This is a genomic window from Paraburkholderia sp. (assembly GCF_035501035.1).
Classification (GTDB): domain Bacteria; phylum Pseudomonadota; class Gammaproteobacteria; order Burkholderiales; family Burkholderiaceae; genus Paraburkholderia.
In genome coordinates this window covers 1-25,325 of record NZ_DATJWR010000154.1, presented here as the reverse complement: position 1 = coordinate 25,325, position 25,325 = coordinate 1, and the positions used below count along the sequence as shown (strand labels likewise).

The window sequence follows — 25,325 nt, the reverse complement described above, 5'->3', positions numbered from 1 at the left end:
GGCCGCTGGCGTGGGTCTGGAGAAGTACCTCGACATTCGCATGGACGCCGCCGACAAGGCGGTCGGCCTCGAAGGCGGCACGCCGCGCACGATCGAAGGCCCGCTGTATGTTGCGGGCGCACCGGTGCGCGAGGGCGTGTCCCGCATCGACATCAATCCGGACGCGGATGCGGGCCCGCTCATCATTCACGGCAAGGTCACCGACATGGCAGGCAAACCTGTCGCGGGTGCGCTGGTTGAATGCTGGCATGCGAATTCGAAGGGCTTCTATTCGCACTTCGACCCGACCGGCGCACAGAGCGAGTTCAACCTGCGCGGCGCGGTTCGCACGGGTGCCGACGGCAAGTACGAATTCCGCACGCTGATGCCGGTGGGCTACGGCTGCCCGCCGCAGGGCGCCACGCAGCAGTTGCTGAACGGGCTCGGCCGCCACGGCAACCGTCCGGCTCACGTGCACTTCTTCGTCACGTCCGGGAACACCCGCAAGCTCACCACGCAGTTCAACATCGAAGGCGACCCGCTGATCTGGGACGACTTCGCCTATGCCACGCGTGAGGAACTGATTCCGCCGGTGGTCGAAAAGACCGGCGGGACGGCGCTGGGCCTGAAGGCCGATGCGTACAAGGACATCGAGTTCAACCTCACGTTGACGCCGCTCGTCCTGGGTAAGGACAACCAGGTCGTCCAACGCCTGCGCGCTTCGGCCACGGCGTAATCGCCCGACAAGGCGGCCGCGCGGCAACGGATACCCCACATCGTTGGACGGTTCATCCGAACCGATGGGGTTCCGGCCGCGCGTACGCATAGCCAGTCGAAAACAGCGCCAGTGGTGTGACGGTCACGGCAGAACCGTCCTGGCGGCTGTGCGCGCAAAGGTGCCGCCGATCACGCTGCCAGGTGAAACACGCTCACCGCCCTTTCTAGCAGCGCGGCCTGGTCCTGCATGGACTGCGCGGCCGCCGAAGCCTGCTCCACGAGTGCCGCGTTCTGCTGCGTCGCTTCGTCGATCTGGCTGATTGCCCGGTTGACCTGCTCGATACCCATCGTCTGCTCGTGGGTCGCCGCCGAGATCTCGGCCATGATGCCCGTCACACGCTCCACGCTCGTGACGATCTCCGACATCGTCGATCCGGCGCGCGCGACCAGTTCGGTGCCCGCGTCGACTTTAGCGACCGAGTCGTCGATCAACGCCTTGATCTCCTTGGCCGCCGAAGCGGACCGCTGTGCAAGGCTGCGCACCTCTGAGGCGACCACGGCGAAGCCTCGGCCCTGCTCGCCGGCACGCGCCGCCTCGACAGCCGCGTTCAGCGCGAGGATGTTGGTCTGGAACGCGATACCGTCGATCACGCCGATAATATCGACGACCTTGCGCGACGACTCGTTGATGGAGTTCATGGTGTCCACCACTTCGGAGACCACCGCGCCCCCTCTGCCTGCCGCCTCCGAAGCCGCCGTTGCCAGGTCGTTCGCGTGCTGCGCGTTCGACGCGCTCTGCTGGACCGTCGACGTGAGCTCTTCCATGGACGCCGCGGTCTCCTGCAGGGACGCGGCCTGCTGCTCCGTGCGCGACGACAGGTCGATATTGCCCGCGGCGATCTGCTTCGAAGCCGTGCTAACGGACGCGGTCGACGTGAGCACGGTGCCGATCACACCGGTGAGGCTTTCCTGCATGCGCTTTGCTGCCGAAGCGAGCATGCCGATTTCATTGTCGCCGTGCTCGCCCAGGCGCGCGGTGAGGTCGCCGCGCGCAACGCGGTCCAGATGTTCGCCGAGGTGCTTGAGCGGTTGCTGCACAACGCGAGACAGCGCTTTGCGCACGACTATCGCGACCAGCACGATGAGACCGAGGAATATCGCCAGCACGGTTTCGAGAAACGAGGTCGTGCTATTCGCGGCGTCCTTCGCCGCGTCTGCGCGCGCGGTCGAGCGCTTCACGAACTTGTCCATCTCGTTGTTGAACGTACGCGAAGCTTCGATGCTTTCGATCGCGCTGATGTGATTGAAAGCCGCCAGGTCATTGGCAGCGAGCGCCTTCTGTTCGCTCCTTACGCTTTCGTTCAGCGCGTTGTACGTCTGCACGAGACGGCGCGCGAGGTCCTGGTCCTCCGGGTCGGCGCGCTGAATCTGCGCAAACGCGTTGATCTGTGCCTGCCCCTGCTCGAGGCGTGCGTCGACGGTCTGCGTCAGGTCCTTCGCCACATCGGCCCGGCCGATCTCGGCAGCGCTCTGCGCCGCCGAGATCGACACGCGGGCGCGCTGCGTGTCGGCGAACGCTTCCGTGACTTCGGTCACCTCGACGGTCGCCTGGCTCATCGCTTCGACGGATCCGGCCGTGTCGCGCACCCCCTTGAGCGCCACGAGATTGCCTATGCCAATGATGACAATCAGCAGCGCCAGCACTGCAGTCAAGGTGGTACTGATCCTGAATCTGCCCACTTCGCCCCTCCAAAGTCAGATTGTTGTCTGTGTTGCGGCAGTTGGGCGTTCTGGTAACACCACTCGTAGCCGTCTACCGGCTTATCGGCATGAAACCAGGGCACTTGAGGATCATTTTGGGGGGACGAGCCCGAGCAGAGAGGCACACACTGGCGCGCGAGATTCTGTAAGTTCTGCGAAGGGGAACTGTATGCAACGTCATGTGGCCTGTATGAGGCCCTGCGGAAGGTCTAACTTTCGCGCCGGTAACACAAGCCCGCGGCAGTGACGGGCCGCGTCATCCATTGCGAAAAATGAAGCTATAGGCACTCAGCGCCGGAGCGCCGCCAAGATGCGCGTAGAGCACCTTGGATCCGGGCTCGAATTCGCCGCGGCGTACCTTGTCGATCATCCCATGCATCGACTTGCCTTCGTAGACCGGATCGGTGAGCACGCCTTCGAGCCTCGCACACAGGCGAATAGCCTCGAGCGTGCCTTCGTTCGGCAAGCCATACTCGGGGCCGCCGTAGCGCGTGTCGAGCACGACATCCTGCTCGCCAATCGCGCGCCCGAGGTCGACCAGCTCAGCCGTGTGGCGCGCGATCCGCGTGATCTGCGCGCGGGTCTTTTCCGGTGTCGCCGATGCATCGATGCCGATCACGCGATCCGCTCTCCCGTCGGCGGCGAAGCCCACCACCATCCCCGCCTGCGTGCTGCCAGTCACGGAACACACGACCACATAGTCGAACTTGAATCCGAGCTGTGCTTCCTGCTGCCGCACTTCCTCGGCGAAGCCAACGAAACCGAGGCCGCCCAGCGGATGTTCCGAGCACCCCGCCGGGATCGGATAAGGCTTGCCTCCCGCCTTGCGCACGCTTTCGAGCGCCTCCTCCCAGCTCGGGCGGATCCCGATGTCGAAACCGTCCGGCACGAGCCGCACGTCGGCGCCCATGATGCGCGAGAGCTCGATATTGCCGACGCGGTCATAGACAGCGTCGGCATAATTTACCCAGTTCTCCTGAACGAGCACGCACTTCATCCCGAGATGCGCGGCCACTGCCGCAACCTGGCGCGTCTGGTTCGACTGGATGCCGCCGATCGACACGAGCGTGTCGCAGCCTTGTGCCAAGGCTTCGGGAATCAGGTATTCGAGCTTGCGAGTCTTGTTGCCACCGAACGCAAGTCCGCTGTTGCAGTCCTCGCGTTTTGCATATAGCTCGACCTTGCCGCCCAGGTGCTCGCTCAGGCGTTTTAGCGGCTGCACGGGCGTCGGCCCGAATGTCAGCGGATAACGGGAAAAGCGTTGAAGGTCCATCGATTGGCTCCGTGGGGATGAACTCGCGGGTGGGACCGGCTTCGTTCGATGCGTGCCGCCGGCTTGCATTCCGATGGAAAAATGATAGGCGGGACCGTCAGAAATGAGCTTGCGAAATAAGTAGAATCTGCCTACGTTAATATCGATCCGTGCTTCCAATGGGCATCTTTAGTTCGTGATTCTGGAGCGATACGCAATGAAATTAACGAGGAAATCTGCCGCCTCACCGCAGGCAGCGCCCACGCTGGATCGCATCGATCGCGCGATTCTTCGGCATCTTCAGCAGGACGCGTCGATCTCGAACGTGAGTCTCGCCGCGAAAGTGAAGCTGAGCGCGCCGGCGTGCCTGCGGCGCGTCGAACGACTGAAGGAGACGGGGTTGATCCGCAGCGTCGTCGCGCTACTGGACGCGAAGACGCTCGGCGCGGGCATGCTGGTCGTAATCGGCTTCGTGCTCGACCGCTCGACGCCCGAGACGTTCGCCGCATTCGAGAAGGCCGCGCAGAAGGTGTCCGGCTGCATGGAGTGCCACGTCGTGACGGGCGAATTCGACTACTTCATGCTCCTGCGCACGCGCGACAACGACAGCTTCAACCGGCTTCACGCCGAGCAGTTGCTATATCTGCCGGGCGTGCGGCAGGTTCGGAGCTTCATCGTCCTGAAGGAGATTCTGTCGACGCACGCGTTGCCCTTGTGACGCGGCAGGCTCGACCAGCCCCGGTCGCATACCCAACCGCAAAGCGAGCGGCATCGCACAGTCATGTAATGCCCATGCATGACAGTCGCCATGCCGAACGTTACGTCAAGGCGTATTAATCAGGCATCCTCATCGATGGAAAGCGCCTTGAGCCGGCGGTAAAGGGTGCGCTCGCTCATCCCGAGCTGGGCAGCCAGCTCGCTTCGCTTGCCGCGAAATTGCGCTGCGATCTTCACGAACGCTTCGTCCGTGAGCTTGCGGGGCAACGCATAGCCCGACGCGGACACGTCCTCAACGAGGGCCGCAGTCTTCGTCCTGAGCGCATCCGGCAACTGCTCGGGCCGGATCACGCCGTTGTCCGCCAGGAGGCTCGCGCGTTCGAGCACGTTGCGCAGCTCGCGAATGTTGCCCGGCCAGTGCCAGGCGCGCAACAACTCGAGCGCGTCCGCCGAAATCGAGGGCTTGCGCAATGGGCCGTGCTTCGCCGAAGCCATGCGCTGCAGGATCGAGTCCGCGAGAAGCGGGATATCGTCGAGACGCTCCCGCACGGCAGGCAGATGAATGGGAAATGCGCTGATCCGGAAGTAGAGATCGGAGCGGAACTGTTGCGCCGCGATCATTTGCTCGAGTGGCTTGTGCGTGGCGGCAACGAGCCGGAAGTCGGCGCGCTGGGTTTCGGTGCTGCCGACACGGCGGAAGGTGCCCGTTTCGATCAGCCGCAACAGCTTCACCTGCATCGACAATGGTACGTCGCCAATCTCGTCGAGAAACAAGGTGCCGCCCTGCGCGGTTTCGACCAGCCCCTGCTTGCGGCTCGTGGCGCCAGTGAACGCGCCCTTTTCGAATCCGAACAGCTCGCTTTCGAACAGCGTTTCCGTGATGCCCGAGCAGTCGACCACGACGAACGGCCGTTGTGCCCGCTCGCTCGCCTCGTGAAGCGCGTGCGCGAACAACTCCTTGCCCGTTCCGGATTCGCCGAGCAGCAAGACCGGCAGCATCGAGGGCGCGACGCGCTGCAACGCGGAAATCGCCTTGTTGAATGCCGGCGCGCGGCCGACCAGGCCTTCGGCGCTCGGCTTGGCCGATGCCCCGCGCACGGTCGCGAGGCGCTCGACATACGCGACGATCTCCGACTTCGCATCGAAGATCGGCCGCAACTCGACGTCGACATGCTCGGGCCCACGCGGTGTGTGATGGATATGGAGTACGCGGTCCGCGCTGCGCACCTCCGCTGCGCGTCTCATCGGGCAGTGCTCGCCCGCCTGATCGCAGGGCACGTCGTAGTGGTGCGACACCTGGTAGCACTTGCGACCGACATGAGCCTGCCCCTCCACCCCGAACTGGCGTTGGTATGCCCTATTGGCCGCGAGTATCTGGTAGTGCGGATCGAGCACGATGGATGGCTGCGGGTCGTACTCCAGATAGGACACGAGCGCGCCGAGGTCGGGCGCGCTGGCGGGCAACGCCGAGGGCAACCTCGAAGGCGAGGTCGGATGTTTCGGCGGCAAGTCGGGCGATGTCATGGCGTATCTTCCTTCGGGGTTGCCGCACTATACCTCGCGACTGCCATTTCTGCCACGGGACTGCCATATGGCAGCTTTCATGACGCTCGTGTCACACGCTTTGCGTGGCGCGCGGTGATCGTCTGGTCGCCCTCTGAAGAAAATACCCCTAAAAATTAGTCATTTAGCAAACTCACCCCATTTTTTAGCGCTGCTGGCACGGTATTTGTCTGTACTTGTGGGAAGGACCTGGGAACAGGTTCTGCCAGACATGAAAATAATGGTGAGGAACAACGCAATGAGTACCTGCAAGTTTGTCGTCGAGGGCTTTTTCGACCCTGCCACCTGGACGGTCAGCTACCTGCTGCTGGACCCCGCAACGAATGACTGCGCGCTGATCGACTCCGTGCTCGACTACGACCCGAAGTCGGGACGCACCAGCACCACGACGGCCGACCGACTCGCTGCGCGGGTCGAGGCACTGGGCGCGCGCGTGCAGTGGCTGCTCGAAACCCATGTCCACGCCGATCACCTTTCCGCCGCGCCCTACCTTCAGGCGAAGCTTGGCGGCCGCACTGCGATCGGCGAAGACGTGAGGCGCGTCCAGACGGTATTCGGCAAGCTCTTCCATGCCGGAGCGGACTTCCGCGCCGACGGCTCGCAGTTCGGTCGCCTGTTCGCCGATGGGGAAGTGTTCCAGGTGGGCGAACTGGAAGTGCGCGTGATGCACACACCGGGCCACACGCCTGCGTGTGTGACCTATGTGGTCAGCGACGGCACGCACCAGGCCGCTTTCGTCGGCGACACGCTGTTCATGCCCGACTACGGAACCGCGCGCTGCGACTTCCCGGGCGGCGACGCGTCGACGCTCTACCGGTCGATCCGGCGGGTCCTCAGCCTGCCGCCCGAGACCCGTCTATACATGTGCCACGACTACCAGCCGGGCGGCCGCCCCGTGCAATTCGAAAGCACCGTGGCCGCACAGCGCGAAGCCAACGTGCACGTGCACGACGGCATCGACGAGGCATCGTTCATCGCCATGCGCACGGCCCGCGACGCCACGCTCGACATGCCCGTCCTCATCCTGCCTTCGGTGCAGGTGAACATGCGCGCGGGGCACCTGCCGGAGCCGGAGAGCAATGGCCTCTCTTACATCAAGATCCCGGTCAACGCCCTTTGAGCCGTGCAACGGCCAATTTCTGAAATTCGAGAAAAACATGGAAATCAAGAAGCTCACGGAGACGTTTGCAGTTTCCCCGCAAATTCGCACTGCCGATTTGCCCGCGCTGCGCGAGATGGGCATCCGCACAATCATCTGCAATCGCCCCGACGGCGAAGGAGCGGACCAGCCCACGTTCATCGAAATCGAGCAGGCAGCACGAGCGCTCGGCATCGAAACCCATTACCTTCCCGTTGAGTCGGGCAAGGTAAGCGATCAGGATGCCGAACGATTTCGCGGCTATCTGGAAACGGTGCCCCGCCCCCTGCTCGCTTACTGCCGTAGCGGAATGCGCTCGGCGACCTTGTGGGCGCTGGCCAACGCGCCGACCATGTCGCTCGTCGACATTCTGGCCGCAGGCAAGCGCGCCGGGCTCGACTTCAGCGGGCTGCCGCGCCGCATCGGCACGCCGCATGCCTCCTCCGAAGATCAGCACGATGTCGTGATCATCGGCGCCGGCGCCGCGGGTGTCGCGACCGCGTCGAGCCTGCTCGCCCGCGCACCCAATCTGGACATCGCGATCATCGATCCCGCCGACGTGCACTACTACCAGCCCGGCTGGACGATGGTGGGTGCCGGGGTATTCCACGCCGAAACGACGGCGCGTCCCATGGGCAGCGTCCTCCCGCGCAAGGTGCGCTGGATCAAGGCCGCCGTGGCCGCGTTCGAGCCCGCCGCAAACGCGGTGATACTCGAAGGCTGCCGGGTCGTGAAATACCGTCAGCTCGTTGTCTGTCCGGGTCTGAAGCTGGACTGGAATGCCATCGAAGGACTGCCGCAGACGCTGGGCCGCAATGGCGTGACCTCCAATTACCGCTACGACCTGGCGCCATACACATGGGAACTGGTGCAGCAGTTCAAGGGCGGCCGCGCGCTCTTCACGCAGCCTCCCATGCCCATCAAATGTGCAGGCGCCCCCCAGAAGGCCATGTATCTGTCTTCCGATCACTGGCGTCGCACCGGGCGTCTCGGCCAGATCGACGTCGAATTTTTCAACGCCGGCGCGGCGCTCTTCGGCGTGGCCGACTATGTGCCCGCACTGATGAAGTACGTCGAGTCCTATGGCATCAACCTCAACTTCGGCTTCAACCTGACCGCCGTCGACGGCGAAGCCAGAAAGGCGATCTTCACGCGCGCGCTGCCCGGCGGCGGCAGCGAAACATTCGAAACCGGCTTCGACATGCTCCATGTCGTGCCTCCGCAGAAGGCGCCCGATTTCATCCGCGTCAGCCCGCTGGCCGACGCTGGCGGCTGGGTCGACGTCGATCCGAACAGCTTGCGGCACAAGGCCTACGAAAACATCTTCGGCCTTGGCGACGCGACCAATACGTCGAACGCAAAGACCGCCGCCGCGGCGCGCAAGCAGGCGCCGGTCGTTGCGCACAACGTGCTTGCCGCACTGGGCATGAGAAGCGGAGCGGCGACGTATGACGGCTACGGTTCGTGCCCGCTCACGGTCGAACGCGGAAAGATCGTACTCGCGGAATTTCTCTACGGCGGCAAGGTTGCACCGACCCTCCCCACATGGATCATCGACGGCAAAAATCCCTCGCGGCTTGCCTGGCTGCTCAAGGAACGCATCCTGCCGCCGCTCTACTGGCGAGGCATGCTCAAGGGCCGCGAATGGTTCGTGCAACCCCAGATGGCCGACTGATAATCGCCCCCTTGCCGTCACTCGAGGTAATCGATGTTGATCTCGCTTTTACTCGGCGCTGGAGTCGGCGCCATTCTCGGACTCACGGGAGCGGGCGGAGGCATATTGGCCGTGCCCGCACTCGTGTTCGGGATGGGCTGGCCCATGCAGCAGGCAACGCCAGTCGCACTCGTCGCCGTTGCAGGCAGCGCGGCAGTGGGCGCGCTCGAGGCGTTCCGCAAGCGCCTCGTGCGCTATCGCGCCGCACTCTTCATGGCGGCGGCCGGCGTGCCGGCCACGGCGGTTGGCGCACGCCTTGCGCGCGCGCTGCCGCAGCGGCTTCTGCTCGTCCTGTTTGCTGCCGTGATGCTGTTCGTCGCCGTGAGGCTCCTGCGGCAGACGCTCAAGCGCAATAAGGCTACTCAGACGGATTCGCCGCTGTGCGTGGCGCACATCGATCCGGCGACTGGCCGCTTCGACTGGACATGGCGCACTGCCGTCGCACTCGGGGCGACCGGCTCGTTGACGGGGCTGATGACAGGCCTGCTAGGCGTGGGCGGCGGCTTCGTCATCGTTCCCATGATGCGCAAGCTCACGGACGTGTCCATGCACGGCATTGTGGCGACCTCTCTCATGGTGATCGCCCTGGTGGGCAGCGGCGGCGTACTGGCGACGGCCCTGCACGGCGCGGCATTTCCGTTCGACGTCGCCTTGTGGTTCAGCGTTGCCACCGCCGCCGGCATGCTCAGCGGTCGTATTGCCTCCCATCGTCTGGCCGCACATCACGTGCAACTTGGCTTTGCCGTCATTCTGGTGTGTGTCGCCGTTGGGCTGACGATCAAGGCGCTCTTTGCGTGAACGTTCGTGGCGGCGCGCAGCCAGCGCGCCGCGTACCGTCGATCCCTCCGCCCACCCTCACGCCACGCGCGGCGACTCGGCCGACTGGCCCACCGGGTGCCGGGCCATGAACCAGTAGAACAGCGCCGCGCAACCGGCGATCGCCCCGCCGATCATGAACGCGAGCGAATACGATCCCGTGCGGTCGACGATGAGCCCCGCCACGACCGGCGAGAACGCCCCGCCGAAATAGCCACCGAAGTTCTGGATCGCGCTCACGGAGGCGACCATCGAAGACGGCGCGATGTCGCTCGCGAGCGCCCACGCGTTGCCGATGGTGGCCGCGATGCACGCGAGTCCCGCCGTCATCAGCGCGACGGTCGCATCGATCGTGCTCACGAACGGCAGTGCGATCGCACACACCGCGGCCCCGAGCGAGCCCGCGACGATCAACATGCGCTTGGCGACCATGGGCGAGGCCACGCGGTGATCGACGAGCTTTTTCGCGATCCAGCCCGCCGCGATCTCGCCCACCGCGCCGCCGAACCACGGAACGCTCGCATAGATGCCAAGTTGTGCGAACGAAATATGGAAGCGATCGAGCAAATACAGCGGCAGGAACACGAGGAAGATGTTCCACAGCCAGATCGCGCAGAAGTAGCCGAAAATCATGCCCCACACGCTGCGCGCGGCGAATAGCGCGCGCCAACGAATGGGTGCGCTCGCGAGCGAATGCTCGTGAGCGCCGCCGCCCGCTTCGATATAGGCGAATTCCTCGCGCGTGAGCCGCTTGCTTTGAGCGGGATTGCGATAGAGGAACAGGAACAGCACCGCGAAGACGATGCCGATGGCGCCTGTCACGTGAAAGAGCGAGCGCCATCCGAACGCGATCATCAGCGCGACCAGCACGGCGGGCGCGAGCGCGGGCCCCCACTTCGAGGACGAATCCCAGATACCGGTCGCGAATCCGCGCTCCTTGGCCGGGAACCAGGCAGCCGTGATCTTCGCGGAAGTCGGCCAGCACGGCGCCTCGCCCACGGCCAGCAGCACGCGCATCACGATGAGACCCGAGATCGAGCCGACCACGCCGGTGAGCATCGTCGCCACGCTCCACCAGATCATGCCTACCGCATAGGCGCGTTTGGCGCCGAAGCGGTCGATGATCCAGCCCGCCGGCAACTGCATCACGGCGTAGGTCCATGCGAACACGGTGCCGAGCAGACCGATCTGCGTGCGCGTGAGGCCGAGATCGTGGATCATGCCCGGCGCGGCGATCGCGAGATTCGCGCGATCGAGGTAATTGATGATGCCGCCGAACAGCAGCCAGATCAGCACGCGCCAGCGAAAATTCACGCGTGTCGTTTCCGCGGTGGATGCGGTTGCAACCAGTTTGTCGCCCATCCTGTCTCCTCCTCGTTGGCCTGCACTTGTGTCTGCATTCGAGCCTGTAATCGCGTCTTCACGCGCGCGGCTGGCGATCCGTAGAGATGCCCAAATCTTGGGATATTTCGCAGCGCGCGCAACGATCCGCACAGCGAGACATTGTGCGCCCGTTGGTGCGAATGGAAAACTTTTCTTTGCATCGGTGAATGGCGTTGCGGGCCACCGATCTCGCCTCGCTCTCTTACCAACCGCTACACAAGCGACGTGATCGTTTCACCTGAAGCATCGGCATGTTTCTAGAATTCGTCGGACCGTTGAGCAGCAACCCGCTTCACGCAAGACGGTCCCGCGCAAAGCCGCACTGCCAGCGGTCCTGCGCGCGCAATCGATACCAATCACGCAGAAAGGAGTTCAGATGACTCGCCTCTCGCTTGCCGCGCTCATCACGGCTTCGGCCGCCAGCCTTTGCGTCGTTACGCTGAGCGCTCATGCGCAGACTCCCGCACCGGCCGCGGCCACTACCACGACTGGCGCACAGGAACTGCACGCCGCCGACAAGACCTTCATCGCGGACGGCACCCAGACCGTCGCAACGCAGCGCGACGCCGCGCGCATTGCCGACTCGCGCTCGAGCGACCGCGAAGTGAAGGCCTTCTCGGAGAAGCTCGTCGCCGACTACACGAAGCTCTCGGACTCGATGCGCGCGGCGAGCCCGCGCGGCGTGGACGTGCCGCGCAACGACCCCGACGCGGCCGTGCTGGGCGGCATCGAGGACCTGCGCGGCGCGGACTTCGACAAGCGCTATATCGAACAGGTGGCGCTGGCCGGTCAGCAGAAAACGCTTTCGGCGTTCCAGGCGGAGATTGCATCGGGCCGCGATGCGGGCTTGAAGAAAGCGGCGACGGAAGGCCTGCCCGTGATCCAGGCCGACTACGCCAAAGCGCAGGAACTCGCCAGGCGCAAGCACCTGGCAGGCTGATGATGTGATGATGAACGGGGCTGGCTGCCCGCGCGCCGCCCCCTATGCTGCCTACTCTTCCCTCTGCTCGCGCGCGGCCAGCGCGAGCCGCTCCATGCGCTGGTCGGGCACGAGCCAGATCAGCGCGACGATGCCAAAGAAGATCGCGCCGATGTGCGGATAATCGAGCGCCGCCAGCGCACAGCCGGCCAGATAGAGCACCGGCGAAATCTTGCCCTTGATGTCGCTACCTAGCGCACGCGCCAGCGGGCTCTGCTTGCCGTGATAGTTTACGAGCACCATTTGCAGCACGACGTAGGCCAGCGCGCAGAGCAGCAGGTTGATGCCATAGAGCACGGTAGGCCAGCGCCCGAAGTGATTCTCGCCCATCCAGCCCGTGGTGAACGGCAGCAGGGAAAGCCAGAACAGCAGATGCAGATTGGCCCAGAGCACGGAACCGTTCACGCGGTGCGCCGCGTGCAGCATGTGGTGATGGTTGTTCCAGTAAATGCCCACGTAGATGAAGCTCAGTACGTAGCTCACGTACACAGGCCAGAGCGGCACGAGCGCCGCGAGGTCGTCGCCGTGCGGCACCTTGAGCTCCAGCACCATGATCGTGATGATGATGGCGAGCACGCCATCGCTGAAGGCTTCGAGTCGGTTCTTTTCCATCTGCCGGATCGGCCTGCAAGAGATGTAAGGGCAGCGGCAAGTATGGCCGAAGTCGCCGCGTGACGCCATTTGAGCGAAATAGCGTGTGCCCCGCCACACAGGATGCGCGCCGCTTCCTGGTGTTTCCTGGCCTATGATGGATGCCGCCGGGTCGCTTCGCCTGCCCGCCCCGAGATCATGAACACTGACCCACGAGCCAAGCCGTCCGCAACCCAAGACAGCCCCGCGCGCAGCGTGCCGGTATGGGACCTGCCCACGCGGCTTTTTCATTGGCTGACCGTCGTGCTGGTGGCGGCCGCATACGTCACGCAGCGCATGAACTGGATGCAGTCGCACGTGCGCATTGGCGAGACGCTGCTCGCGCTGCTGCTGTTCCGTATGCTGTGGGGCTGCTTCGGCAGCGAGACCGCGCGCTTTTCGCGCTTCGTCGCCTCGCCGCGCAAGGCGCTCATGCATCTGCGCCATCTGCTGCGGCGCGAGCCCGACACGCAGGTGGGCCATAACGCTGCGGGCGGCTGGATGGTCCTGCTGCTGCTCGCGCTGTTGCTCGTCGAAACGCTCACTGGTCTCTACGACAATAACGACATCGCCGACGAAGGGCCGCTCAGCGAAATCGTGCCCGCGAAGATCGCCAATGCCATCGCCGACATGCATGCGTACGTCTGGGACGTGCTCGCGGCAGCCGTCGTGCTGCATATCTGTGCGATTGCCGTCTATGCGCTCGTGAAAGGCCACAATTTGCTCGGCCCGATGGTGAGCGGCAGAAAGCGCCTGCCCGCCTCGGTACGCGCGCCAAAACGCGCGTCGTTGTGGCTCGCGGCTTTGTTGATGGCTTTCTCGGGCGTCGTGGTCGTGCTGCTCGCCTCGTATCTTTGAACGCTCCCGCGCGCGGCGCGTGCCGCCAACCGGAATGGAAACCCGGCGCAAACCCCGCGCAACGCGTAAAATCGGCGGCTCGCTTTCACTCGACAAGATTTCTCGATGGCAACTTACCGTGAACTGCTCGCCCAGAAGCGCGAGCTTGACGAGCGCATCGAAGCCGCGCGCGCCGAGGCGGCGCACGAGGCGCTGGCTGCCGTGCGCACGGCAATCGCCGAATTTGGCTTCACGCCCGAAGACGTGTTCGGCAAGCCGCGCCGCGAAAAGGCCGGGGCCGCGCGCCGCGCAAGCCAGCCCGAAGGCGGCAAGCCCGGACGGCGCGCGCGTCACCCAGCCAACCTCGACCTGTTCGGCGACGCCGCCGACAAATCCTGAGCCCCCGCCCTCGCGCGCCAATGCAAACAGGGCCCTCACGGGCCCTGTCAATCGATGCGGCGCGCCAGTCGCCCGGCGCCCGCCGCATGAATGGCGCCCGTTACTGCGCGCCGAGCTTCTTGATCAGCACGTCGAGCTGGGCCACTTCCTCTTGCGTGAGGTCGGTGAGCGGCGCGCGCACGGGGCCGGCGTCGTGGCCCACGAGCTTCGCGCCCGCCTTCACGATGCTCACGGCGTAGCCTGCACGTCGATTGCGGATCGCGAGATACGGCAGGAAGAACTCGTCGATGAGCTTGCCCACGGTCGTATGGTCGTCGGCGGCAATCGCGCGGTAGAACTGCATGGCCGTCTTCGGGATGAAGTTGAACACCGCCGACGAATACACGGGCACGCCCAGCGCCTTGTACGCCGCTGCGTAGACTTCGGCCGTGGGCAGGCCGCCCAGGTACGAGAATCGATCGCCCAGACGCCGGCGGATCGTCACCATCGCCTCGATCTCACCCACGCCGTCCTTGAAGCCGATCAGGTTCTCGCAACGGTCCGCGAGCTGCTCGAGCATGTCGGCGTTGAGCTTCGAGTTCGCGCGGTTGTAGACGATCACGCCCATCTTCGGCACGGCCTTGCAAACCTGCTCCACGTGCGCGGCAATGCCTTCCTGCGAGGCTTCCGTGAGGTAGTGCGGCATCAGCAGAATGCCCTGCGCGCCGTTGCGCTCCGCTTCCTGCGCGTACTCGATGGCCACGCGCGTGGCGCCGCCCGCGCCCGCGAGAATCGGCACCTTGCCCTTGCAGGTTTCGGTGGCGGTCTTGATCACCTGCGAGTATTCGCTCTTCGTGAGCGAGAAGAATTCGCCCGTGCCGCCCGCCGCGAACAGCGCGCTTGCGCCGTACGGGGCCAGCCATTCGAGGCGCGCGGCGTAGGTGTCCGCGCGGAAGTTGCCTTGCGCGTCGAAGTCGGTGACGGGGAACGACAGCAGCCCTTCGGAGACGATTTGCTTGAGTTCTTGCGGTGTGGTCATGGTCTTGATCCTGTCGCTGAGTCAGTGAAAATGTTCAGTTGAAAACGGCGTTCAGCGCACGAGGCACGGACGCTTGTTGTCGAATTTCCAGTTGGGAATGAGGTATTGCATGGCGATCGCGTCGTCGCGCGCGCCGAGGCCGTGCTGCTCGTAGAGCGCGTGCGCCTTCTCGAGCTCGTCGAGGTCGATCTCGATGCCGAGACCGGGCTTGCGCGGCACCTGCACCTTGCCGCCCACGATCTGCAGCGGCTCGCGCGTGAGGCGCTGGCCGTCCTGCCAGATCCAGTGCGTGTCGATGGCCGTGATCTTGCCGGGCGCCGCCGCGGCCGCGTGCGTGAACATCGCGAGCGAGATGTCGAAGTGATTGTTCGAATGCGAGCCCCACGTGAGGCCCCAGTCATTGCACATCTGCGCAACGCGCACCGAGCCCTGCATGGTCCAGAAGTGCGGGTCGGCAAGCGGAATGTCGACCGACTGCAACTGGATGGCGTGGCCCATCTGCCGCCAGTCGGTCGCGATCATGTTCGTGGCCGTGGGCAGGCCCGTGGCGCGGCGGAACTCGGCCATCACCTCGCGGCCCGAATAGCCGTTCTCCGCGCCGCACGGGTCCTCCGCGTAGGCGAGCACGTCATGCTTGTCGCGGCACAGGCGCACGGCTTCTGCGAGCGACCACGCGCCATTCGGGTCCAGCGTCACGCGCGCTTCCGGAAAGCGCTCGGCGAGCGCCGTGACCGCTTCCATTTCCGCCTCGCCCGCCAGCACGCCGCCCTTGAGCTTGAAGTCGTTGAAGCCGTAGCGCGCCTTCGCAGCCTCGGCCAGACGCACGACGGCCTCGGGCGTCATCGCCTCCTCGGTGCGCAGGCGGTCCCAGTCGTCGCGGCCGTCAGCGCCGCTCGCATACGGCAGATCGGTCTTGTTGCGGTCGCCGATGAAGAAGAGATAGCCGAGCATCTCCACTTCGCTGCGCTGCTGGCCTTCGCCGAGCAACGCGGCCACGGGCACGCCGAGGTGCTGGCCGAGCAGGTCGAGCAGCGCGGCTTCGAGCGCCGTGATCGCGTGAATCGTGGTGCGCAGGTCGAAGGTCTGCAGGCCGCGGCCACCGGAGTCGCGGTCGGCGAATTGCTTGCGCACGGTGTTGAGCACGGCCTGGAGATTGCCGATCGACTGCCCGACGACGAACGCGCGCGCGTCTTCGAGCGTCTTGCGGATCGCTTCGCCGCCCGGCACTTCGCCGATGCCGGTGTTGCCCGCGCTGTCGCGCAGCAGCACGACGTTGCGCGTGAAGAACGGACCGTGCGCGCCGGAGAGGTTCAGAAGCATGCTGTCGCGGCCCGCCACGGGCACGACGCGCAATTCGGTCACGACGGGCGTGGCGTTCGGTTGAACGGTTTGTGTAGACATGGACGTATTACCTGTAAGAAGTGCGGCGCGCGCTGCGCCTTCGAAAATCCAGCGTATCGATCAAATCTGCCCGGCACCCGCTGCGACGATCTCCACCCAGTTCGCACCGTGCCCGCCCTCGCTGCGCGAGACGGGCGTGAGCGCACCGCTGGCCGCGTCGATTGCGTAAACCGAGACATGTGGCGATTTTTCGCCGCACGCCACGAGAAAGCGGCCCGTGGGATCGATGCGAAAGCCGCGCGGCTGCGTTTCGGTCGGCGTCGTCGCCACGCATTCGAGCGCGCCGTCCTGTGCCGCGCGCAGCGTGAGCAGGCGGCTCGACGTGCGCTCCGATGCGTAGACGAAGCGGCCGTCGGGCGAGACGTGGATATCGGCGGCCCAGACGAGCTTCGCGAGCACCGCCGGATCGGGCTGCACGGGGTCCGCTGCGTTAGGCCGCGCGAAGCCGTCGTTCAGATGCGCGAGATCGGCGGCGCGCGGCGAGACATGTAGCGCCGTGAGCTTGCCCGTGGTGGCGTCGCGTGTGAAAGCGGCCACCGTCGCGCGGAATTCGCTCAGTACGTACAGCACGTCGCCGCGCGGCGAGAAGCGCAAATGCCGCGGACCGAACCCCGCGCCGAGATCGACCGTGCCGATCTCGACGAGGCGCCCTTCGTCTTCGAGCGCGAAGCAGAACACGCGGTTGCTCCCAAGCGACGACGCATACGCGAAGCGTCCATCGGCGGAAACGATGATGGCATGCGCGTGCTCGATGCCGCCGATCACCTGCAGCGGCTCGCCCTTCCCGCTCTCGACGTCTTTCACGCGGTACAGGCTCACGCGATGCTCGCCATACGAAGCGCCGAGCAGGAAGCGCCCCAGCGGCTCGGCGCACAGGTACGCGAGGCTCGATTCGATCGGCGTCTGTGCGCGCGGCGCGAGGTCGCCCGTTTGCGCGTCGATCGCGTAGTCGTTGAGGCGTTTGTCGCGGCCGCGCGTGGCGGCGTAGAGCCGCCGGCGATCGGGCGAGAGCGCCATCGGCATCACGTTTTCCTGCGCGGCCACGCGGGCATGCCGCGTGAGCGCGCCGGTTCGCGCGTCGAGATGGAACACGCCGATGTCGCCATCCTGCGAATTCGCGACATAGACGAAGAAGCGGTCGGGGCCTGGCTGGTTCATGGTGTGCAGGAAATCGGAAAGGTTGCGGGGCGGGCTCAATGCGCGCCGCGATGGACCGATTCTTCGGCGAACGCGCGGCGCGACGGCCGGTTGCGTGCGAGGAACGCGGCAGCGGCGGCAATCAGTGAGGTTACGCCGAGTCCGTAGAGGCCGCCCGAGATCGAGCCCGTGTGCTGCTGCAGATAGCCGAACGTGGCCGGCGCGAAGAATCCGCCCAGATTGCCGAGCGAGTTGATGAGCGCGATCACGGCGGCGGCCACGCGAGTGTCGAGATAGCCTTGCGGCAGCGGCCAGAACAGCGACGAAGCCGCCTTGAAGCCGATAGCCGAGAAGCAGATCGCCACGAACGAGAACACCGGGTTGGCCGAGGTCGAGGCGAACAGGCCGCAGGCCGCGATCACGAGCGCGAGCGCGAGCCACGCCTGCTGGAAGCGGTACTTCGCCGAAAGCAGCGCGAAGCAGTACATCGCGACGATGGCGATCATCCAAGGAATCGCGTTGTAGAGGCCCACCTGGAAATCGGTGAGACCGCCCATCTTGCGAATGATCGTGGGCAGCCAGAACGTGGCCGCGTAGATCGTGAGCTGGATGGCGAAATAGAGGAAGCAGAACAGCACGATCTGCGGGTCCTTCAACAGGCGCAGCACCGGCAAATGGGCGCCCGTCGCGGCTTCGCGCTCGGCCTGCTCACGCGCGAGGTAAGTTTCGAGCGCGCCCTGCTCGTCGCTCGTGAGCCAGTGGGCGTCGCGGATGCGCGACTTCAGCAGCAGCCAGCTCACGCCGCACAACGCGATGGAGAATGCGCCTTCGATCAGGAACATCCACTGCCAGCCCGCGAGACCGAGGCCGCGCACGGAGAGCAGCGCGCCCGTGACGGGCCCCGAGAGCACCGAGGCGAACGCCGAGCCCGCGAGAAACACCGCCGCGGCCTTGCCGCGCTCCTTCTGCGGCAGCCACTGCGCGAAGTAATAGATCACGCCGGGGAAGAAGCCGGCCTCGGCAATGCCGAGCAGGAAGCGCAGCACGTAGAACGAGGTGTCGTTCTGCACGAACGCCATCGCGCCGGCCACTAGCCCCCAGGTGCCCATTATGCGCGTGAGCCAGGCGCGCGCGCCGAACTTCTGCATGAGCATGTTCGAAGGCACCTCGAACAGCGCGTAGCCGACGAAGAACAACCCCGCGCCCAGTCCGTAAGCCGCCGCCGAAAGGCCAATGTCGGCCTTCATATGCGCGCCGGCAAAGCCGACGTTCACACGGTCGATGTAGTTCGCGATGAACATGATCAGGAAGAGCGGCAGCACGTGCCGCATGACCTTGGAACTGGCCGAGTCCAACAGGTCTTCATAACGGTTGACGGGGGCGGACATCGGGGCTGTCTCCTTTGCAGGCGCTCGTATTCGGCTCTTTGTGGTACGTTGTCTGATGACATTCTAAGCCTGCCCGGCGAAGGAACCAATGTCGCGTTTACCCTGCTTATGGATTCAGCCCTGGGGAAAAGCTAGGAGAAATGCACGAAATTGTCGAAATTTGGCCGAAAAATCGCCACAAATCCATGCACTAAAATGCACTCACCACGGTTTTTCGAGGCGCTTCATGTTATACGATGACATAAGTCATCGCAGCCGCACTCGGAGCTGGCACGCAGCCCGAAGCACTCGCCGATGCCAATCCGCTCGAACTCTGCCGCCCCCGGAACGGCGAACTCGTGCGCGCTTGAGGGGCTTGGGCGGCCTGTGCGCAATGCAAGCAACACAATCGCGAAGCACGAACAAAAACAGCGGCCACCTGGGCCGCTGTTTTTCTATCCACGCCTCGCTTCGGGCGTCGAGCGTCGAGCTTCGAACTGGTGCTATGCCTTCTCGCCCGACTCCACCGCCGCGCGCCGCAGCCGCTCGCGGCTGCTCGACAGATGCATGCGCATGGCCGCGCGCGCGCCTTCGGGATCGTGGCGGGCGATGGCGTCGAGAATGCTCTCGTGCTCGCGGTTCACGAGTTCGGCGTAGGCCTTGGGATCGCGCTGCGCGATGCTCGCCGAGTTGATGCGATGGCGCGGGATCAGTGCGGCGCCCATCTGCGTGAGGATGTCGACGAAATAGCGGTTCCCGGTCGCGCGCGCCACGGAGATATGGAACTCGAGGTCGGCGCCCGAACTGTCGCCGCCCGTTCGCGTGGCGACTTCGAGCGCGTCGAGCGCCGCGCGCATGCCGGCAAGATCGCGTTCGCTGGCCCGCTGGGCGGCAAGGCCCGCGGACTCCGTTTCGAGGCTGATGCGCAGTTCCAGCACGGAAAGCAGGTCGTTGAGCGTGCTGGCCGGCACGACGTCGAGTTCGAGCGGCTCGCGGCGTGGCTCGAGCACGAAGCTGCCAATGCCGTGGCGCGTCTCGATCACGGAAATGGCCTGCAGGCGCGAGATGGCCTCGCGCACCACTGTCCGGCTCACGCCGAGCTGCGTCATGAGGCTGCTTTCGGTGGGCAGCTTGTCGCCGGGCTTGAGCGCGCGCGAGGCGATCTGCTCGCTGACGTAGTGGACGACCTGCTCGGCGAGATTGCGGCTACGCGCGGCAATGGGCGCGGCAAGCGATTCCGCCATGTGGCTCTCCTTGGCTCGATGTCTGTTTACCGTTTCATTATACGTTGTCGGACAACCACACGACAGGCGCGCAAACGATGCCCATGTATTCACTTTGCGCGCACCGACACGACTGCGGACATCCGACGACCAGGACCTGCCATGCCTGTAGCACCCCTTCTCGCCGCACCTGCGCCGCAATCCCCGATTTACTTCGCAGTCCGATTTAAATGGCGCATCACACACGATCAAATGCCGATCCGTTTCGTTCGCAAACATATATTGATCGAGTGCTCGCCGGTGGATTTTTTTGCACACCCTTGTGGCGCGCATTTATGTTTTTCTCCCATAATCTGCCCAGAGGATGCGCGCCCGACAATCATCGAAATTCAATTCCCACGGACGACGCCTTAACTGATATCGAATCGCAACGCGTTTGTGCTGTCACAATTCGCCACGAGGGAATCATTGAGAAACCGCATCGTCCTCCTGATCCTTGCGCTCGCGCTGCCCGCGGCGCCGCTCTTCGCGGCCCCCGCCGCCGAGCCGGCGCCTGACACGATGCAGGCCCGCGTGCTCGGTTGCGCGGCGTGTCATGGCGCGCACGGCGAAGGCACCGACAACGACTACTTTCCGCGCCTCGCCGGCAAGCCGGCAGGCTACCTGTACAACCAGCTCATTGCCTTTCGCGACGGCGGCCGCAGCTATCCGCCGATGAATTATCTGCTTGCGTATCTGCCGGACGCCTACCTCAAGCAGATCGCGGAATTCTTCTCGCAGCAGCACCCGGCCTATCCGCCGCCCGCCACGCCCACGGTCGATGCGGCCACGCTCGCGCTCGGCAAGTCGCTCGTCATGAACGGCGAGCCCGCGCGCAAAGTGCCCGCGTGCGCGAGCTGCCACGGCGCGTCGCTCACGGGCATGCAGCCGGCCATTCCGGGGCTCGTGGGCCTGCATCCGAACTACATCAGTGCGCAGCTCGGCGCGTTCCGCTACGGCACGCGCCGCGCCGCGAGCCCGGACTGCATGCACGACATCGCCACGCGTCTGGCCGATCGCGACATCACCGCGATCGCGGCCTGGCTCTCGTCGCAACCCGCGCCCGCCGACCCGACGCCAGCGGCGCCCTCGCCGTTGCCGCTCGCGTGCGGCAGCGTCAATCACTAGCCGGGGCCTCGACGTGCGCAGACTTCGATCCCTTCTGACTTCGTCGCTCATGCCGTCCCGCGCGTTGCGCGCGGGACGGCTCCCGCTTGCCGCATCGCTCACGCTGGCACTGCTTTGCGCGGGGGCCGTCACCGCGTCCGCGCAAACGGCGGCGCCGAGCGCCAACGCAGCCGATGCGGCGCGCGCCGCCGCAGCAGCGGCCACGGCCAACGCGAAGCCGGTGGCGAGCAACGCCGAGCAGATCGCGCGCGGCGAGTACCTCGCGCGCGCGGGCGACTGCATTGCGTGCCACACGGTGCCCTCGGCGCAGATGTTCGGCGGCGGACGCGCGATGGAAACGCCGTTCGGCACGCTCTTCACGCCTAACATCTCGTCGGACAAGACATACGGCATCGGCGCGTGGACCGCCGACGAGTTCTACCGCATGCTGCACGACGGCAAGTCGCGCGACGGCACGCTGCTCTATCCGGCCATGCCGTTCGCGTCGTACACCAAGGTCACGCGCGCCGACTCGGATGCGATCTTCGCGTACCTGCTCTCCACGCCACCCGTGCCTCAGCCGAACCGCCCGCACGATCTGCGCTTCCCGTATAACCAGCGACAACTGCTGCTCGGCTGGCGCACGCTGTTTTTCCGCCCGGGCGAGTTCAAACCCGACCCCACGCAGTCCGCCGAATGGAATCGCGGCGCGTACCTCGTGCAAGGGCTCGGCCACTGCACGATGTGTCACACGGCCATCAACGCGCTCGGCGGCAATACGGCCTCGAAGGAGTTCCAGGGCGGGCTGATTCCCGTGCAGAACTGGTACGCCCCGTCGCTTACCTCGAACAAGGAAGCGGGCCTTGGCGACTGGAGCATCGAGGACATCGTCGACCTGCTGCATGCGGGCGTGTCCAAACGCGGCGCCGTATACGGGCCGATGGCCGAAGTGGTGTACGACAGCTTCCAGTACCTCACCGAGGACGACGTGCGCGCCGTGGCCGTCTACCTGAAATCGCTGCCCGGCCACAGCGGCGAAGTCGATACCTCGCCCAAGAGCAGTTTCGTGACGGAGGAAGCCGCCCGCCTGCTGCCGATCGGCAAGAAGATCTATGAGGCGCAATGCGCGGTGTGCCACGCGGCCGAAGGCCAGGGCAAGCCCCCGCACTTCCCGCCGCTCGCCAACAACCAGTCGATCCAGATGAACTCGGCCGTGAACCCCATCCGCATGGTGCTGAACGGCGGCTATGCGCCCGGCACGAGGAAGAATCCGATGCCCTATGGCATGCCGCCGTTCGCGCAGTCGCTCTCCGACGAGGAAGTGGCGGCGGTGGTCACGTATATCCGCACGGCGTGGGGCAATCACGGCACGCCGGTTTCCGAGCACGAAGTGAACGCGCTGCGTTCGGCGCCGCTCTTCTGAGGCTGCCATGATCGAGACTCCCGTTCCCGAACAACCGGGCGAACTCCCCCAGCACGAGCAGGTCGACGAGATCGTGCGCAACGGCCCGGGCGGCGCGCTCGCGGTCGCCGGCATCGCCACCGCCATCGTGGCCGCGATCTGGTTCGCGTTCTACTTCATCGTGTTCCTGCCGCGCGGCGTCATCCAATAGTCATTCAATCGTTCAGACAGACCAGAAAAGGCCGGCCTCATGTCGAACCCCCTCGATAACCATGCCAGTGCCGAAGTCGCCGCGCGCGTCGAGCGCCGATGGGCGATGCTCATGGTGGCGTTCGTCACCGTGCTCGTAGCCGTGGTGGTCTTCACCGGCCTGCACTGGGCCATGATGCCGCCCTCGCGCGTCGAACTCATCAATCCGGCGACGCTGCACGTATCCGGCGAATTCGTCGAGACGAATCTCGGCAGCGCGCTCGAGTCCGACGGCTCCGTGACGGTGCGCGTGCTCGCGCAGCAATACTCGTTCACGCCGCAATGCATCGTCGTGCCCGTGGGCGTGCCCATTACGTTTCGCGCGACGAGCGCCGATGTCGTGCACGGCTTCCTCGTCACCGACACCAACCTGAACACGATGGTCGAGCCTGGTTATATCTCGACGTTCCGCACGACCTTCGACAAGCCCGGGGACCATCTCATGCCGTGCCACGAATATTGCGGCACGGGCCATCAGGGCATGTGGGCGCACGTGAAGGTCATCGACAAGGATGCCTTCATGCAGATGGCGGCTCAGGCAGGCAACCCCGCGCGGAGACTCAGCTGTGTTAAATAACAAGCGACTCGTACTCGCCCACTTCTGGCTCGCGTTCGGCGTGTTCGGCGTGGCGCTCCTGCTCGGCGCGTGGCAAATGCTCGTGCGCAGCCCGTTCCACCCGTGGCTCTCGGACCCCGAGCTCTACTACCGCTCGGTCACGGAGCACGGCACCGTGATGGGCTACGTGTTCCCCACGCTCATTGCCATGGGCTTCGGCTATGCGGTCAGCGAGCTTGCGCTCAAGCGCCCGCTCGTGGGCGTGCGCTGGGCCTGGCTCGGCTTCATCCTGCTCGCACTCGGCGCCGTCACGGCCTCGGTGACCGTCGCGCTCGGCCTCGCCTCCGTGCTCTACACGTTCTACCCGCCGATGCTCGCCAACGTGTTCTATTACATCGGCGTCGTGCTCGTGGTGGTGGGCTCGTGGGTCTGGGTCGCGCTGATGGGCATAAACCTCGCCGCATGGAAGCGCGAGAATCGCGGCAAGCCGGTGCCGCTCGCGATGTTCGCGACCACGGCTGGCGCTTACCTGTGGGGCTGGACCGCGGTGGGCGCGGCCATCGAGGTGTTGTTCCAGATCCTGCCCGTCGCACTCGGCTGGCGCAACACCATCGACGCGGGGCTCGCGCGCGTGTTCTTCTCGTGGACGCTGCACGCCATCGTCTACTTCTGGCTGATCCCCGCGTATATCGCCTACTACACGATCGTGCCGCGCGCGATCGGCGGCAGGCTCTACAGCGACGCGATGGCGCGCATCTCGTTCATCCTGTTCCTCGTGGTGGCCATGCCGATCGGCCTGCATCACCTCTTCACCGACCCGCAAGTGGGCTCGGGCTTCAAGTTCGTGCAGTCGGTGTTCACCGCGCTCGTGTCGGTGCCTACGCTGCTCACCGTGTTCACGATCTGCGCTTCGGTGGAAATCGCCGGACGGCTGCGCGGCGGCAAGGGCGCGTTTGGCTGGATCGCGAAACTGCCGTGGCATAACCCGCAAATGCTGGCCGTTGCGTTCTCGTTCGTGATGCTCGGCTTCGGCGGCGCTGGCGGCCTCATCAACATGAGCTACCAGCTCGACCAGCCGATCCACAACACCCAGTGGATCACCGGCCATTTTCATCTGATCTATGGCGGCGCGATCGTCATCATGTACTTCGCGATCGCCTACGACCTGTGGCCGCAGCTCACGGGCCGCGCGCTCACCAACTGGCGGCTCATGCGCTGGCAGCTGTGGCTCTGGTTCATCGGCATGATCGTGACGACTTTCCCGTGGCATCTGGTCGGCCTGATGGGCATGCCGCGGCGCATGGCCTACTACGACTACAGCGACCCGGCGCTCGCAGGGCAAGGGGCGCTCGTGGCGATTTCGGCGGTGGGCGGCCTGATTCTCGTGACTTCCGCCGTGTTGTTCTTCCTCGTGCTGCTGCAGGGGCATCGCGGAGCAGTCGTCACGCCCGAGGAATATCGTTTCAGCAAACCGGTGCACGAGTCGCCCACGCTGCCGGTGGCGCTCAATAGCTTCGCGCTGTGGGTCGTGCTGATGATCGCCCTCACGATCACCAATTACGGCTACCCGATCGCGCAATTGCTCGCGACGCCCGAAACGGCCGTGCCCGCGATCCCGATTGGAGCGCAGCGATGAGCGACGAACGCCTGTTCTCGTTACGCAATGTCTGGTTCCGCACGGGCGTCGGCGCGACGATCGCCGTGTTCGTCGTCGCCGTGCTGATCGGCTTCGTCTGGCTCCCTTCCGTGAAGACCGATCCGTACTTCCAGGGCGTCTGGAATGCCATCTGTAGCGCGGCCGGCGTGCCGCGCCAGTGGCACCAGGTCGAATCGTCGGTCGCGCCCGGCTATCAGATCAGCCAGGTTGAACTCACGCCGCACATGCTCGATGGCGCGACCACGCTGTCGGTTGGCCGCGGTGCCACGCTCGCCCTGCGCTGC

Annotated in this window: 23 protein-coding genes and 1 pseudogene; 14 read left to right on the top strand and 10 right to left on the bottom strand. The window is 65.1% G+C overall.

Going from position 1 to position 25,325, the window contains the following annotated elements:
• On the top strand, nt 1–715 hold a 715-nt coding region (locus tag VMJ11_RS10860), incomplete at its 5' end, for a catechol 1,2-dioxygenase (protein WP_325619420.1).
• Between the two features lie 170 nt (nt 716–885).
• On the opposite strand, the gene VMJ11_RS10855 is transcribed toward VMJ11_RS10860, so the two are convergent.
• Together VMJ11_RS10855 and VMJ11_RS10850 are read right to left on the bottom strand one after the other, a co-directional pair.
• On the bottom strand, nt 886–2,436 hold the full coding sequence (locus VMJ11_RS10855; protein WP_325619419.1) for a methyl-accepting chemotaxis protein: 1,551 nt from the start codon (nt 2,434–2,436) through the stop codon (nt 886–888).
• Nucleotides 2,437–2,713: 277 nt separating this feature from the next.
• The gene (locus VMJ11_RS10850; RefSeq protein WP_325619418.1) at nt 2,714–3,730 is read right to left on the bottom strand and encodes a 1-aminocyclopropane-1-carboxylate deaminase; all 1,017 of its coding nucleotides are present in this window, start codon (nt 3,728–3,730) and stop codon (nt 2,714–2,716) included.
• A gap of 196 nt (nt 3,731–3,926) precedes the next feature.
• Here VMJ11_RS10850 and VMJ11_RS10845 point away from each other — a divergent pair, with 196 nt between their 5' ends.
• Nucleotides 3,927–4,427, top strand: coding sequence for an Lrp/AsnC family transcriptional regulator (locus VMJ11_RS10845; protein ID WP_325619417.1), 501 nt, complete (start codon nt 3,927–3,929; stop codon nt 4,425–4,427).
• Nucleotides 4,428–4,546: 119 nt separating this feature from the next.
• Here VMJ11_RS10845 and VMJ11_RS10840 read toward each other — a convergent pair whose 3' ends face one another.
• On the bottom strand, nt 4,547–5,950 hold the full coding sequence (locus VMJ11_RS10840; protein ID WP_325619416.1) for a sigma-54 interaction domain-containing protein: 1,404 nt from the start codon (nt 5,948–5,950) through the stop codon (nt 4,547–4,549).
• 277 nt (nt 5,951–6,227) lie between these two features.
• Between VMJ11_RS10840 and VMJ11_RS10835 the strand changes: the two genes are divergently transcribed.
• Genes VMJ11_RS10835 through VMJ11_RS10825 form a run of 3 tightly spaced genes read left to right on the top strand, consistent with a single transcriptional unit; the run spans nt 6,228 to nt 9,639 of the window.
• Entirely contained in the window at nt 6,228–7,109 is an 882-nt protein-coding gene (locus tag VMJ11_RS10835) for an MBL fold metallo-hydrolase (protein WP_325619415.1), read from the top strand.
• 37 nt (nt 7,110–7,146) lie between these two features.
• Complete coding sequence (locus tag VMJ11_RS10830; RefSeq protein WP_325619414.1) at nt 7,147–8,802, top strand: TIGR01244 family sulfur transferase; 1,656 nt, start codon at nt 7,147–7,149, stop codon at nt 8,800–8,802.
• 33 nt (nt 8,803–8,835) lie between these two features.
• Nucleotides 8,836–9,639, top strand: coding sequence for a sulfite exporter TauE/SafE family protein (locus VMJ11_RS10825; RefSeq protein ID WP_325619413.1), 804 nt, complete (start codon nt 8,836–8,838; stop codon nt 9,637–9,639).
• A gap of 57 nt (nt 9,640–9,696) precedes the next feature.
• Here the strand turns inward: VMJ11_RS10825 and VMJ11_RS10820 are convergent, their stop codons facing one another.
• The gene (locus VMJ11_RS10820; RefSeq protein WP_325619412.1) at nt 9,697–11,019 is read right to left on the bottom strand and encodes an MFS transporter; all 1,323 of its coding nucleotides are present in this window, start codon (nt 11,017–11,019) and stop codon (nt 9,697–9,699) included.
• A 397-nt stretch (nt 11,020–11,416) separates the two neighbouring features.
• Here VMJ11_RS10820 and VMJ11_RS10815 point away from each other — a divergent pair, with 397 nt between their 5' ends.
• On the top strand, nt 11,417–11,980 hold the full coding sequence (locus VMJ11_RS10815; protein WP_325619411.1) for a DUF4142 domain-containing protein: 564 nt from the start codon (nt 11,417–11,419) through the stop codon (nt 11,978–11,980).
• A gap of 51 nt (nt 11,981–12,031) precedes the next feature.
• Here VMJ11_RS10815 and VMJ11_RS10810 read toward each other — a convergent pair whose 3' ends face one another.
• Nucleotides 12,032–12,631, bottom strand: coding sequence for a TMEM175 family protein (locus tag VMJ11_RS10810; RefSeq protein ID WP_325619410.1), 600 nt, complete (start codon nt 12,629–12,631; stop codon nt 12,032–12,034).
• 177 nt (nt 12,632–12,808) lie between these two features.
• On the opposite strand from VMJ11_RS10810, the gene VMJ11_RS10805 reads away from it, so the two are divergent.
• Both VMJ11_RS10805 and VMJ11_RS10800 read left to right on the top strand, forming a co-directional pair.
• Nucleotides 12,809–13,507 (top strand): cytochrome b/b6 domain-containing protein, encoded by a 699-nt coding sequence (locus VMJ11_RS10805; protein WP_325619409.1) that lies wholly within the window; start codon nt 12,809–12,811, stop codon nt 13,505–13,507.
• A gap of 105 nt (nt 13,508–13,612) precedes the next feature.
• Entirely contained in the window at nt 13,613–13,885 is a 273-nt protein-coding gene (locus tag VMJ11_RS10800; RefSeq protein ID WP_325619408.1) for an H-NS family nucleoid-associated regulatory protein, read from the top strand.
• 100 nt (nt 13,886–13,985) lie between these two features.
• Here the strand turns inward: VMJ11_RS10800 and kdgD are convergent, their stop codons facing one another.
• The 5 genes from kdgD to VMJ11_RS10775 all read right to left on the bottom strand — a co-directional run bounded on the left by kdgD (nt 13,986) and on the right by VMJ11_RS10775 (nt 20,052).
• A complete protein-coding gene (gene kdgD, locus VMJ11_RS10795) occupies nt 13,986–14,903 on the bottom strand; it encodes a 5-dehydro-4-deoxyglucarate dehydratase (RefSeq protein ID WP_325619407.1) in 918 nt (305 codons plus the stop codon).
• Nucleotides 14,904–14,954: 51 nt separating this feature from the next.
• Complete coding sequence (gene gudD, locus VMJ11_RS10790; RefSeq protein WP_325619406.1) at nt 14,955–16,304, bottom strand: glucarate dehydratase; 1,350 nt, start codon at nt 16,302–16,304, stop codon at nt 14,955–14,957.
• A 60-nt stretch (nt 16,305–16,364) separates the two neighbouring features.
• Complete coding sequence (locus tag VMJ11_RS10785; protein WP_325619405.1) at nt 16,365–17,462, bottom strand: lactonase family protein; 1,098 nt, start codon at nt 17,460–17,462, stop codon at nt 16,365–16,367.
• Between the two features lie 35 nt (nt 17,463–17,497).
• Nucleotides 17,498–18,829, bottom strand: coding sequence for an MFS transporter (locus VMJ11_RS10780; RefSeq protein WP_325619404.1), 1,332 nt, complete (start codon nt 18,827–18,829; stop codon nt 17,498–17,500).
• Between the two features lie 482 nt (nt 18,830–19,311).
• Nucleotides 19,312–20,052 carry a FadR/GntR family transcriptional regulator gene (locus tag VMJ11_RS10775; RefSeq protein WP_325619403.1) on the bottom strand — a complete coding sequence of 247 codons (741 nt, stop codon included), beginning with the start codon at nt 20,050–20,052 and terminating at the stop codon, nt 19,312–19,314.
• 540 nt (nt 20,053–20,592) lie between these two features.
• Between VMJ11_RS10775 and VMJ11_RS10770 the strand changes: the two genes are divergently transcribed.
• The 6 genes and pseudogenes from VMJ11_RS10770 to VMJ11_RS10745 all read left to right on the top strand — a co-directional run.
• Complete coding sequence (locus VMJ11_RS10770) at nt 20,593–21,198, top strand: c-type cytochrome (RefSeq protein ID WP_325619422.1); 606 nt, start codon at nt 20,593–20,595, stop codon at nt 21,196–21,198.
• A gap of 49 nt (nt 21,199–21,247) precedes the next feature.
• Nucleotides 21,248–22,600, top strand: coding sequence for a cytochrome c (locus VMJ11_RS10765; RefSeq protein ID WP_325619421.1), 1,353 nt, complete (start codon nt 21,248–21,250; stop codon nt 22,598–22,600).
• Nucleotides 22,601–22,607: 7 nt separating this feature from the next.
• Nucleotides 22,608–22,790: a hypothetical protein gene (locus VMJ11_RS10760; protein ID WP_325619402.1), complete on the top strand. Its 183-nt coding sequence runs from the start codon at nt 22,608–22,610 to the stop codon at nt 22,788–22,790.
• A 39-nt stretch (nt 22,791–22,829) separates the two neighbouring features.
• Entirely contained in the window at nt 22,830–23,405 is a 576-nt protein-coding gene (locus VMJ11_RS10755) for a cytochrome C oxidase subunit II (protein WP_325619401.1), read from the top strand.
• Nucleotides 23,395–25,020, top strand: coding sequence for a cbb3-type cytochrome c oxidase subunit I (locus VMJ11_RS10750; RefSeq protein ID WP_325619400.1), 1,626 nt, complete (start codon nt 23,395–23,397; stop codon nt 25,018–25,020). The genes VMJ11_RS10755 and VMJ11_RS10750 overlap by 11 nt, the downstream gene beginning before the upstream one ends.
• Nucleotides 25,017–25,325 (top strand): annotated as a pseudogene (locus tag VMJ11_RS10745) (cytochrome c4); the annotation flags it as partial. The gene VMJ11_RS10750 and the pseudogene VMJ11_RS10745, both read left to right, overlap by 4 nt.